This is a genomic window from Ensifer sp. YR511 (assembly GCF_900103045.1).
GTDB classification, from domain to species: Bacteria; Pseudomonadota; Alphaproteobacteria; order Rhizobiales; family Rhizobiaceae; genus Ensifer; species Ensifer adhaerens.
Map to the genome: position 1 here is coordinate 41,964 of NZ_FNGR01000034.1, position 10,489 is coordinate 52,452.

The 10,489-nt window shown below is 60.1% G+C and carries 7 protein-coding genes and 1 pseudogene; 3 read left to right on the plus strand and 5 right to left on the minus strand.

Features of this window, described 5'->3' with window-relative positions:
- Positions 1–8: 8 nt before the first annotated feature.
- A complete protein-coding gene (locus BLU15_RS32555) occupies positions 9–1,769 on the minus strand; it encodes an ABC transporter substrate-binding protein (protein WP_090301073.1) in 1,761 nt (586 codons plus the stop codon).
- Between the two features lie 336 nt (positions 1,770–2,105).
- Here BLU15_RS32555 and BLU15_RS39195 point away from each other — a divergent pair, with 336 nt between their 5' ends.
- From BLU15_RS39195 to eis, 3 genes are read left to right on the plus strand one after another with little or no spacing between them, the layout of a single operon-like run.
- Positions 2,106–2,291 (plus strand): hypothetical protein, encoded by a 186-nt coding sequence (locus tag BLU15_RS39195; protein ID WP_143034311.1) that lies wholly within the window; start codon positions 2,106–2,108, stop codon positions 2,289–2,291.
- Positions 2,288–3,427, plus strand: a complete 1,140-nt coding sequence (locus BLU15_RS32560) for an LLM class flavin-dependent oxidoreductase (RefSeq protein WP_090301075.1) — start codon at positions 2,288–2,290, stop codon at positions 3,425–3,427. The genes BLU15_RS39195 and BLU15_RS32560 overlap by 4 nt, the downstream gene beginning before the upstream one ends.
- Positions 3,428–3,442: 15 nt before the next feature.
- Complete coding sequence (gene eis, locus BLU15_RS32565) at positions 3,443–4,693, plus strand: GNAT family N-acetyltransferase (protein WP_244546884.1); 1,251 nt, start codon at positions 3,443–3,445, stop codon at positions 4,691–4,693.
- Positions 4,694–4,790: 97 nt separating this feature from the next.
- Here the strand turns inward: eis and BLU15_RS32570 are convergent.
- The 4 genes and pseudogenes from BLU15_RS32570 to BLU15_RS39710 all read right to left on the minus strand — a co-directional run.
- A pseudogene (locus BLU15_RS32570) lies at positions 4,791–5,471 on the minus strand (LysR family transcriptional regulator); the annotation flags it as partial.
- 454 nt (positions 5,472–5,925) lie between these two features.
- The gene (locus tag BLU15_RS32575; protein ID WP_090301095.1) at positions 5,926–6,561 is read right to left on the minus strand and encodes an invasion associated locus B family protein; all 636 of its coding nucleotides are present in this window, start codon (positions 6,559–6,561) and stop codon (positions 5,926–5,928) included.
- Positions 6,561–7,337, minus strand: coding sequence for a SapC family protein (locus BLU15_RS32580; protein ID WP_090301080.1), 777 nt, complete (start codon positions 7,335–7,337; stop codon positions 6,561–6,563). The genes BLU15_RS32575 and BLU15_RS32580 overlap by 1 nt, the downstream gene beginning before the upstream one ends.
- A gap of 102 nt (positions 7,338–7,439) precedes the next feature.
- Positions 7,440–10,489: autotransporter outer membrane beta-barrel domain-containing protein (locus BLU15_RS39710; protein WP_176960425.1), on the minus strand; the 3,050-nt coding region annotated here is incomplete at its 5' end.

Consider the following 10,489-nt stretch of genomic DNA (forward strand, 5'->3'; position numbering starts at 1 on the left):
GACGAACTTCAGTTTTTCAAAGCGATATTGGTGATATCGGCCTGCACTGCGAGCGACGACCACACCCAATGGCTGATGCGATCAGAAGTGATGGCGATCTTGCGCTTTTCGAAAAGAGGGATCCAAGGCAGATCAGTCGAGACGATCTTGTCTGCTTCGGTCCAGAGTGGGCTAGGGTTATCGGAGGGATAAGCTTCGGCCGCGAGCTTGTTCAACTCGGGATTGCTGTAGCAAATCGCATAAACATTTCCGGGGCCGCAGGGCGATGCGTCCGAATTCAGCCAGCCGCCGAGCAGCATTCGCGTGCTTGGGCCCTGCCAGTCGGGTGAAAAGCTTCCGTTAAGGAATACGTCCCAACGCGATTCCGGATCCTGAATATAAGCACGCCATTCACTTGCAGGCGCAGGGATCAGGTTCAGCGTGATGCCCGCAGCCGCCAGATCCTCCTTAAGAGCTACTGCGATCGTTTCACCTTGTGCGTTCGTACGATAGAGCGCGTCGAGGGTGATGCCGTTGGGGTAGCCGGCCTTCGCCAGAAGTTCTTTGGCTTTTTCTGGATTTCCCTTGTTACTCTCAGTCGGATATGGGTCGAACTGTTCGTAGCCGGAAATCGTAGACGTGATGATTTGCGACAGAGGGACTGCCGCGATCGATCCGCCTTGCGATTGAACCAGATGGGCACGATTGACGGCATACGACAAGGCTTGGCGCACTTCAGGCTTGCGCAAGGCCTCGATACCCTCGCTGGTGACATTCTTCTGCGCGTTTATGGTAATGAAGTTGGCCGAGCCGCTGTTTGTCGCGTGTATATACGGGCTATTACTCGATACATATCGCCGGATGGTGCCACGCGGCGGAGTGTCGAGATAGAGCGAAAGGTCTGCTTCGCCGGCCTGAATCTTCTGGACGATCGCGTCTTCGCTGTTGGCGGTGAAATCGACATGAATCTCATCCACATAGGCCTTGCGGGCTGCGTCCGATTCCGGTTTGAAGTTCGTGGCTTTCTTCAAAACCAGTTTTTGCCCCTGATCGTAAGAGGCGACATAATATGGACCGCTCGACGGCAAATTCTTGCGCGATTCCAGTGAATCCGGGAAGTATTTCGACGCGATTTCGGGTGCGACCGGCGATACGAAATTCATCGAGAGAATATTGAGGAAGTCATAGTTCTTGGTATCGGAACGGATCACCAGGGTTTTGTCATCCGGCGCGGATACACCGGAAATTTCATGACTATCGATGAAGGCCTTGCTTGCGGCCAGGTCCCCGGTCGGTACCTTGGCAAATTCCTTGCAGTATTCAACAAAACCCGACAACACGAGATTGAAATAGTTGATGGCCGCGACCTGCTTGTTAGGGTCACAGAAGCGCTTTATGCCATAGACAAAATCACCGGCTACGATCGTACGTTCGGTAGATCCCGAAAAGAAAATGTCGTCTTTCAGGTGAAACGTATAGGTCTTGCCGTCCGGGCTAACATCCCAGGACTTGGCCAGATCCGGCACCAAAGTCGTATCTTCCTTGAGGCCGATCGGCGAACCTGGATAGGTGACGAGCTGACGTGTCGTCGCGCGCAAGATTTCCCAGGATTCAACGCTATAGCCGGTTAGCGGATCGAAAGCGTCGAGATCGGATTCCAGCGAGGCAATGCGAAGGATGCCGCCGAATTTCGGCTCATCGGCCAAGGCCGGAGCGCAAAGAGCGGTATAGGCGGCAAGGAGAGGAATGGCGGCCCGCTTGGCGGATCGCGAAAGGACGGTATCAAGCATAGGGTTTGCCTCGGTTTGAATTGTAACTATTTCTATAAGTTTTATATATTATTGGAATGCGTTGGCGTTCCAATTTCGGCCGCCTCCGAAGAAAATACCCTGTCAGAATTTAGGTTTCGACAGAAAATCATTGCGATTTAGGGGGTGTGTACCACACAGAACCCGCGGCTCTTTGCCCAAAAGGCAGCCCGCGTGGTTCGTACCGATCATCGGGGATTCTAAGGTGGAATGGAGAACGATTTTCCACGAAGAATCCGCTTTTGAAACGGATTGACCACGCCAAGCGTGAATTTTCATATCATAGTCTATAAACGTTATAGGCTTTGGATTGACTTGATGGCTTTGAATGAACTTTCGAATAACCGTGCTTTGTATTTGGTGGATGCACTGTTCGGGCTGGCGCGTCCGCCCGCAACTGACTATCTGGGAAAAGCGCCTCCCCTCTCGACTATCGGCTGTGAAACCCTTTTTGCAGATAGGCAATGCTATTCGGCCATCGCCAATGGGAAGGGTACGGCATGAGCGGCAATATCCACCTCCATTGGTATCTGCCGACAAATGGCGACAGCCGGGGTCTGACAGGCTCGGGAAACGATAGTCACGTCGTGGAATTTTCGGGCGGCTTCCGTGCACCGACCCTTGCATATCTCGGCGAAGTGGCACGCGCCGCGGAGGAGCAGCCTTTCCATGCTGTTCTGACGCCGACCGGCACATGGTGCGAAGATGCCTGGATTACCACAGCTGCTCTCGCCCACGAAACGAAACGGCTGAAGTTCCTCGTCGCCTTCCGGCCCGGCCTCATATCGCCGACGCTGGTCGCACATCAGGCGGCGACCTTTCAGCGAATGACCGGTGGACGGCTGCTTCTCAATGTTGTCACGGGTGGCGATCGTTTCGAGCAGGCGCGTTTCGGCGACCATCTGGATCATGATGCCCGCTATGAGAGGACAGAGGAATTTCTTTCGGTGGTGCGGGGTGTGACATCTGCATCTGCCGACCAGCCGTTCTCTTTCAGAGGCAAACACTTTGACATCCGCGACGCCAGTATCGACCCCGGCCCATACGGCCTGCCTCAGATCTTCTTTGGCGGCGCAAGCCCGGCAGCTCAGGAGGTCGCGACCAGTCAGGCCGACGTGTATCTGGTATGGGGTCGCCCGCCGACGCTCGAGACTGAAAACATCGCACAGCTAAGAGCTCGTGCTGCTGCCAAAGGACGCTCCCTGCGCTTCGGCGTACGGTTGCACGTCATTTCGCGTGACACCGAGGATGAAGCCTGGGCCGTTGCCGACAAACTGCTTTCCTGGCTTTCGCCGGATCGCGTGCGAAAAGCTCGCGAGCTCCTGGCCAAGTCGGAATCTGTCGCGCAGAGCCAGATGTCTGCACTTCATGCCGGTCGTGAAGGCTTACCGGCTTCGGCGCGTGATCTGGAAATCTACCCCGGCCTCTGGTCCGGTTACGGCCTCGTGCGCGGCGGCGCCGGTACCGCTCTTGTCGGCAGCCATGCACAGGTTGCCGATCTGATCGAAGCCTATCATCGCGTCGGTTTCGACCACTTCATCCTCTCCGGCCAGCCTCATATTGAGGAGGCCTGGCATTTCGGCGAGGGTGCGGCCGCCCTTCTGAAGGCGCGAGGTCGTCTCGCTCCCGAATTCTCATAATCAAAGGAGGGGCGTATGCCATCGCTCTCAATGGTCTCGTCTCCGGACAGCTCACGCCTGGATATCCGATCGCTGCACGGTGACGAAGACCGCCGGAAGGCTTTTGCCGTGTTTCGACAGGCGCTGCTAGGAATCGGCGATTTTGGTCGCAACAACCCCGAAACCGAAGCGCGGTTTCTGGCAGAAGGCAAACCGCTCGGCGGCTTTGAGGACGATGTCCTTCGAGGCGTCGTCAATGGATACGATTCGTCAATCGCCCTTCCTGGCGGTCGGCGTGTGCGGCACCTCGCCGTCACTCATGTCGGCGTCTCGCCGGTAGCGACACGTCGCGGCGTCGCCCGCCTGCTCCTCGTCGAGCAGCTTCGCCGTGCCCGCGCGGAAGGCTATGTCGTCGCAGGACTAAGGGCATCTGACACGGGTATCTATGGCCGATACGGTTATGGCGTCGCCTCATGGTCGGTCCAACATGATCTCGACCTGACCCGCGCCGATCTGGCCATCGCCACGCCACGCGAAAGTCTTCGCATCGTCGATGCTCGCGAGAGCTTCCCATTGTTTCGACAGGTCGCCGATGCCGATTTGACGCCACGCGCCGCAACGCTGTCCCGCTGGGACGGCTGGTGGGCTATACAGGAATACCGCTCGCATCACGGCACAACGCCCCATCACGCCGTTGTCTTCGGCCCGGAAGGCAATGAGCGCGGCTACTTGCGCTTTCATATCGAGTCCTCAGACAATTGGTTCACTTCTGCACGTCGTACCGTGATCATCGATGATCTCGTCGCGCATGACGACGAAGCCTGGCGGGCCCTGATTGGTCATCTCTTCGCGCAGGATATCCTGCACCGCGCCATTTTTCCGTCCCGGCCGATCGATGATCCCCTACCGCTGCTTCTGCACAACCCGAGAACACTGGAAATATCCAGCCAGCGTGATGAAAGCTGGATACGCCCCCTCGACCTCGAAACTCTGCTCTCCGCACGCCGCTTTGGCGGGACACGGCAAGTAACAATTGCTGTCGAAGACGATCTATTCCCCGACAATGGGGGTCTCTGGTCCCTCGGTCCTGAAGGAACAGGGCGAAGCCGTGAGCGGCCGGAGGCTCATGTTACCATTGCTGAACTGACCACGTTGATATTTGGCGCACAGCAGGCGTCACTTCTGGCGGCTTCGGATCGCATTCGCGTAGTCTCCCTGGAAGTTGCAGAGGAACTGGACCGGGTGTTCGCCATCAGCCGCCGTCCTCACTCAGGCATCTCATTTTGAGCTATACGAATTGTCACCTGTTGTCCGTGGCGCTACTCGACTTCGACGTGAGCGCCCAGCGTCGGGGGCTCCCTGCGGCGCTTGCTAAATGGCTCCGGAATCCGTGACAGCCACCGGCTGAAACCAGTGACACCAGCGAGAAGGTATCGTCACACGTATAGGCGACGCTCTTCGAGAGATCATGTTCCTCGAACTTCTCTGCGAAGTAGCGCTCTAGTGTAGGACATTCCTCGATGCCGATCTCGCTTTGGGCAAGCAATGCATTGTTCTTCTCAACTGCCAGCAGATAGCGCTCATGCGCGATCGAGAAGAACCGGAGCGAGCCGATGTTTTCGACCGGGCGGATGAAGCCGAGGTGGATCTGGCCGTTTTCCAGCCCTCGAATGATGTCGTTGGTGGAGCCGCTCATGATATGCAGCTCGATATCGGGATACTTGCGGCCGATGCGTGCGAGGAACGCCGGTAGCAGGCCGATCGTTGCCGGATAGACCGTTCCGATCCTGATCTTCCTTACCGCCTTGCCGGCAACCGAGCGCACCACCTCGGCTGAAAGGTCGACATCGCCGAGGATCCTGACACAGCGATCGTAATAGACATCCCCCGCCCTGGTCAGTTCGACCTTGGTAGAGCGCTCCAACAGGCGAACGCCGAGTTCCTTTTCCAGCGACTGGATCTGACAACTCAAGGCCGGCTGGGCGATATGCACCCGGGCTGCCGCCCGACCGAAATGCAGCTCTTCGGCAACCGCCACGAAATAGCTCAGCTGGCGAAGTTCCATATCGGCTCCAACTCCGGTCGGTGTCACACTGTTCGAAGATTGATAATCAGTGGAGAAAGAAGGGTCCCACCCGGTTATGAATTTGCGCAGAGGCCAACCGCCGCGATATAAAACGACAACCTGTTCGCGGTGCACGCGAACTCAATCACAGCCGGGCGTTTAACGCAGCTGACTATGGAGGTGCATGATTTGAGCGCGACGAAGCTGTCCTCCGTCCGCCGCGGGAATGCAAATCCATTTTCGCTGCCTCCGCGACCGTTAAGACTTTCAGTAACGCACCGTGCGTCATTAATGGACACCAACAGAAGTGTTCATGGCGCATTTGCAAGAAGACGGCTGAACCCCTACCCTCAAAACCGGCGTGATGCACTTCGGTTAGGTTGTCCAGCGTTGCGTCAATCCTTTGTAAGCATAATCCCTCGGGCGGCCGGTGCCGCGAGAACTCTATGCGATCTCAACGCGATAGCGTAGCCACCCGGTCGAGGGCAGTGCCGAAGCCCTGAAGCGAGATCGTGAACGGCATGACGGTGCCGCCGTCGGCAGTTGTCCTGAGTTTCAGCGCCGCGCCCGCACGCAGCGCCACGAGCGTCGCGGCGTCGAAGCTGACATTCACCAGGCAACCGCCCGGTAAGCAGGTTCTGAACCGGACAGGCTGCATCGCCGGCTTATCATCGATCTGGAAGGTCACGCCTGCATCAAGTGCGAGGCCGAAGGGCAGGACCAGCGTACCCGTGACGATGTTCCCGACAGGCGGGCTCAGTTCGATGGCAAGTACGCGCTGGCCGTTCTGCTGGGTCTGGACTTGCGACATGGCGCACCGTTTGGTTGTGCCCTGCTGGACGCAGCCGACCCGCCAGTGCCGGTAAGCCTCGTTGAGCGAGGACGCACCGCCCGGCAGCGTCGAGGCGCCGCCGGTCTGTGCCTGCGCTACCTCAAATCGTTGCGGAGCCGGATCGCCGAACGAATCCGTCGCGGCCAGAGCCTGGGTCGGATTGGAGATCGCGACAGCGGGCGCGACATAGAAGGTACCGGTCGCGCCGATGAGGAGGATTGCGACTGCGGAGAGGCCCAAAACGCGTTTCCTGCTCATCATGCGAGCGCCTTTCGTTCGTTCGCGCGCTGCGCGTTGAGATCGAGCAGGGCCTGAAAGCTCTGCTGCGAGGCGAGATGTAGGGTTACGAGGTCGAGCCAGCCCTTGGTGTGCCAGCCGGCGAGGGTCTTGGCCGGAAGCGCGCGATACGCTTTGTCATCAACGGCGTAAAAACCGTTTACCTGATGCTGCGATCCATCGGGAAGGCGGAACTGCGCGTGAATGGGGGTGAGGAACTTGGCTGCGAGCAGAGCCTTTCCGAAGGCGACTGTGCGGCTATAGTCGGTGTGATAGGCATGGCAGAGCGCCATAGCCGACTTCGCCGTCGCCGTTGGTCCGCCAGCTTCATCAAACAGGCGCTCGGCCTCGGGGTGCTCGGACACCGACGGGACATAACGCTCAGAGGCGCGATCGACGGCAAGCATTTGCTGCGATTTGTCTTTGGTCTCCGTAACGATGAATGGGTAGCGGCGGATATAGACCGGCACGGAACTCCCCGCCTTCCAGCCCCCGTCCTGTTCGACGAAGAGATTACGGTCGCGTCGGATGCCTACCAGCGCAATCGGCGAGGCTTGCTCGTCCGTCGCGAAAACGATTGGAAAGTGACGCATGGCGGCGACGAATTCGCCGATACACAGGGGAATGCCAACGGCCTTGCGCGTGAAGTCGAAATGGCCGGTCGGCGCGAGGCCGACATCGCTATGCTCTTCAAACCGAAGGAGAACGGGGTCGCCGTAGAAAAGCGGGAGAGGTTGAACGCCAGCAGGCATGGTCATGGAGCACTCTGAGAATGTGTCGAGGCGTAAGGCGCCACGATTGTTGAACCCGGCCCGCCGCGTCAGCGCGGCGGACCTCGAGTTGTCGATTGGCCGCGCGTGTCAGAACTTCACGTTGAAGTTTGCCCTGAAGGACTGATCGGCGAGGCCGTCGCCAAACTGGCCGGCATAGGAGATGCCGAAGCCGGCGGATGGCGAGATCGCATAGTCGAGGCCGACTTCAACGACCGCGGCGTCGCGCGCGATCGGCACACTGGCAATGGTGAAGCTGTTGCCCCCGCCGAACTGCATCGCCGTCTCGGGGACGACATCGCCGAAGGCGTGCCGCCAGCCAAGCATACCCTTGGCGGTCAGGCTCGCCCCGTTCAGGTCGAACGGGGTCGAGGCACGCAGGCCGAGCGTGGTGAAAGTCGTATCCGTCGAGCGGTTTGCCCCCGACAGCGTTGCAACGCCGCCCTTCTCTGTGAACCCATCCGTATCGAGGCTCATATAGGCTAGATTGGCGAAAGGCTCGAAGGCGACGCTGCCAAGGGCAGCGCGGTAGCCGAGTTCGCCGAACGCCTGCGTGGTCCCGGCACTGTAGTCGCCCTTCAGGCTGTCGCTGACGCCGGGGATGGACACGCTGCGCCATGTCGAGATGTCGTGCCAAGTGTAGGCGACGCCGGTGCGCAGGGCGAGATCGCCCCAGGTCGTGCCGCCGTAAAGCCCGACGTGGTAGTTGTCGCCCGATCCCGAAGAGATGCGTTCCTTCACGTCGAAGCTGGTGCTGCTGTAGCCCGCGACCACGCCGAAGCGCCAGGTATCGAAGACGGGAGCGTCGGCGCCAACGAAGAAGCCGCCGGTCGAACGGTTGAGGCGCGCGGCATTGCCGTCGCCGTTGGTGTTCCCCCAGGAGCCGAAGCCCTGGCCCCAGAGCGCGAAGCGGTCCGTGGTGGCTGCCGCGGCGTGTGGCCCGCCATCGCCGTAGGTCGTAACTGTCCCGCCGGAAGCGCCGACGCCGTCGAAGGCGGCACGGATGCGATCATTGACAGCGTTACGCACGAAGCGGCTGTCTTCGATAAGTGCGGTCTTTGCCGAGGCATGGATTTCGCCGGACAGCGCGTCGAAGCTGGCACGGACGGCGTTTTCGTCATTGGTCAAGACGATGGAGCGCCTGAGCGGATTGGCGTTTCCGAGCGTCTCGATAGCCGCACCGGTGGCGATCTGGTTGCGGGTGTTACCGACATCAGCGAAAGCGACGTCGTTGCGTTCGAGCGACAAGGTCACGTCGTTGCCGTCGCCGCCAGCATAGTCGAGGATGGTGTCGAGGAAGAGCAGGTTCTGCGTCACCGGATCGAACGATCCGACCACCGCGCCGGCGCTTTGCTTGTCGATGAGGGTGAAGGGGCCGTTGAAAACGTTCCAGCTCGACGCATCAGTCGGCGAGAGCACGAGGTCAAGGCTCGCGCCGGTGATGTCGACCGTTCCGGCCACTACGATCTTGTCGGCCTTGGCAGGTGTCGCCTCGATGCGCAGCGCGCCGTGGTTTGCGTAGTTGCCGGCGATGGTATGCACGCCGATGGAGTTGCCCGGCGCATGGACCGCGCCGGCGGTGATCGTCACCGTCGTTCCCAGCGAACCGATCGTGCCGGTGCCGCCAAGCAAGCCGCCGGAGCCGATCGCCATCGACCCGCCGAGTGCCCCGCCTGCGGAAGTGCCCACGACGAGCCGGTTGCCACTGCCAACCGTCGTCGTGCCGGTGAAGCCGGCAGAGTTGCCCGTCAGCGTCACCGTGCCCGATCCGGTTAGATCGAACGCGCCGGAGCCGGAGAGCACACCGGCATAGGTACCGGCTGAGGCCTGGTCGAACGTCAGGCGTCCACCGGAGAGGATCGAGGCGTTTCCGCTGAAGCGACCGGTCGCCGTGGTCAGCACGCCGGTCTCGATGGTCCAATCCAGGCTGGAGGTCCCGGCAAGGGTGAGATCCCCCACGCCGCGCTTGACCATCACGCCACTCGTTCCGTTGAGGCCGCTGATGGAACCCGCGAAGCTGCCAACGGCAGCCTGATCGAACACGACTGTGCCGGCATTCTCGATGTCGCCACGGATCGATTGGACATTGCCGATCAGCGTGCCCGCCGAAATCGTCGTGCCGCCGGTGTAGGTGTTGGCGCCGGTCAGAACCAGCGTGCCGCGGTCGGTTTTGTTGAGCGAACCAGCGCCTGTGAGGTTGGAGGCGATGGTGGCAGTAAAGCCCGCGCCCGCCGCCGTGCCATCACCGACGCGGATGACAGTCGCCCCTGTGAGGCCGACGGCATCGCCGGTGACACTATAGCGATCGACGGCGAACTGCATGCCGTTCTGGATGGCAATTGCGCCTGCGCTTTCGTCCACCGTCACCGTGCCGGGCGCACCGGCAAAAATCAGCAGCACCGAAGGATCGAAGGCGCCATTGAAGCTGCCATCGGCGATGGTCCAGTTGGTGCCGGTCGCAGTCCAGGTGCTGGCGCCACCATCGACCGTATTGTTGGCGGTGGTGTTCGCGCCATCCCAGAAAAAGAACGAGGAGGGGCCAACCGGTGCATCGACCAGCAGGTTGACCTGATTTGCGGTCGCAGTCTGCACGGTGAGATTGGTGTTGTTGAAGCCGGAAGGCCCGGCGCCAATGTCGAGCCCGTTATCGGTCAAGCTGCCGCCATAATTGACAAGGCGATAAAGTCCAGCCCCGAAGCCGTCCGCATCGCTGACATTGAGCGTGCCGTCGAACGTGAGATTGCCGCCGACATTGATGAGATCGCTATCCACGCCTGCCACGCCCAAAGGGCTGCCAAGCTCGAAATTGAGAGACGAGCCGGAGGCAAGTGTGAGGTCGCCGCCGATGGTCAGCGTGCCGGGACTGTTGCCGGCGGCAATCGTACCGTTCGTGACCGAAACATTGCCCGCAAGTGTGCCAGAACCGCCGAGCGTGCCACCCGTCACGTTCACCGCGCCGGCGAGCGAGCCGTTCACGGTGAGATGACCCGCTGCGATATCGGTTATCCCCGCATAGGCAGAGCTGTTTCCGGTCAGCGTCAGCGCACCCGCGCCGGATTTGGTCAGCGCGCCGGTGCCGGAGATGACGCCAGCGAAGGTGCCAGCCGTGCCTTGGTCGAAGGTCAGTGCGGCGTTGTTGA

What these genes read in the sequence shown, in the direction of transcription:
- BLU15_RS32555 (WP_090301073.1), bottom strand. Translation starts at nt 1,769, where the DNA reads ATGCTTGATACCGTCCTTTCGCGATCCGCCAAGCGGGCCGCCATTCCT.
- BLU15_RS39195 (WP_143034311.1), top strand. Translation starts at nt 2,106, where the DNA reads ATGGCTTTGAATGAACTTTCGAATAACCGTGCTTTGTATTTGGTGGAT.
- BLU15_RS32560 (WP_090301075.1), top strand. Translation starts at nt 2,288, where the DNA reads ATGAGCGGCAATATCCACCTCCATTGGTATCTGCCGACAAATGGCGAC.
- eis (WP_244546884.1), top strand. Translation starts at nt 3,443, where the DNA reads ATGCCATCGCTCTCAATGGTCTCGTCTCCGGACAGCTCACGCCTGGAT.
- BLU15_RS32575 (WP_090301095.1), bottom strand. Translation starts at nt 6,561, where the DNA reads ATGAGCAGGAAACGCGTTTTGGGCCTCTCCGCAGTCGCAATCCTCCTC.
- BLU15_RS32580 (WP_090301080.1), bottom strand. Translation starts at nt 7,337, where the DNA reads ATGACCATGCCTGCTGGCGTTCAACCTCTCCCGCTTTTCTACGGCGAC.